General features: G+C 61.7%; 1 protein-coding gene. It reads right to left on the bottom strand.

Features of this window, described 5'->3' with window-relative positions; genetic code table 11:
- Positions 1-27 precede the first annotated feature (27 nt).
- The gene (locus C4B30_RS34980; protein WP_373558197.1) at positions 28-978 is read right to left on the bottom strand and encodes an IS110 family transposase; all 951 of its coding nucleotides are present in this window, start codon (positions 976-978) and stop codon (positions 28-30) included.
- Positions 979-1186 lie beyond the last annotated feature (208 nt).

Raw genomic sequence — 1186 nt, 5'->3', positions numbered from 1 at the left:
ACAGCAACCATCTTGAGACAGCCCATGTCATGCGCCCTTGAAATCCGGCTGCCACCGCTCGCCCGAGCGGGCGATGGCATTGAGCGTGATGAGCAGTTTGCGCATGCACGCGACGAGGGCGACTTTTTTGGGCTTGCCGGCGGCGATCAGCCTCAGATAGCAGCTACGGATCAGCGGATTGAAGCGCGTGGCGACCAGTGCGGCGACGTACAGTACGCGTCGGACACTGGAGCGCCCGCCGAAGATATGGCGCTGCCCGCGCAGGGTGCCCGAATCGCGATTGATGGGTGCAAGCCCCGCAAGACTGGTGATCTGCTTGCGAGTGAGGTGTCCGAGTTCGGGCAGTTCAGCGATGAGTGTACTGGCGGTGGTCGGGCCAACGCCCTTGACCGATTGCAGCAAAGCCGACAGATCGGCGTAGCGTTCCTGAAGCACACGTTGTACGTCGTTATCGATGTCGGCCAACTGACTGAGCAAGGCCTCGATCATTGCCTCGATGCTGGCACGGGCCCGCTCGTGAGCGACGGCCAGGCGTTGCCGCTCGCTCACGAGCATGGCCACGAGTTGCCGTCGGCGCGTAACAAGTGCGACGAGCTCACGCTGCTCCTGAGTGGCCAACGCACGGGGCTGATGCCCCTGGGCATGCAACACGGCGGCGAACTCGGCCAATGCCCGCGCGTCAAGCCGATCGGTCTTGGCCAGTCGCCCCATAGCCCGCGCAAAATCACGTGCCTGGCGAGGGTTGATGACCGACACGGGCAATCCGACGCCCGCCAGCGCCACCGCGCAGGCTCGCTCGTAGCCGCCGGTGGCCTCAAGTATGACCAACGTAACTGTCTTGCGCCTGAGCCAGCGCAACAACTTCGCGTGTCCGGCTTCAGTGTTCTCGAACGCATGCGTCGAGGCGTCCGAGCAGCAGACTTCGACACTGTCCTTGGCGACATCGATACCGACGAAAACCGGTTGGCTCATGTTCATCGACTCCCAGCCTTATAGATGCGAAATGAGATCAATCAACCATTCGGGATAGCGTTAAACGAGGCAGCCACGACACGCCTTGAGCTGTGATTCGAGCTCGATGGCTCGCAGGAGACACAAGCTGTGCCATGGCCGCCAACCGGTAAGGCAGCCCGCCTCACGGCGGGCCACAACTGAAGTTTGAAGCAAATCGAAGATATAAGGAGAC

Origin of the sequence: Burkholderia sp. BE12 (assembly GCF_002959955.1) — a bacterium.
Taxonomy (GTDB): Bacteria; Pseudomonadota; Gammaproteobacteria; order Burkholderiales; family Burkholderiaceae; genus Burkholderia.
Note: the sequence above shows the minus strand (reverse complement) of the source record. Positions and strands in the feature narration are given on the sequence as shown.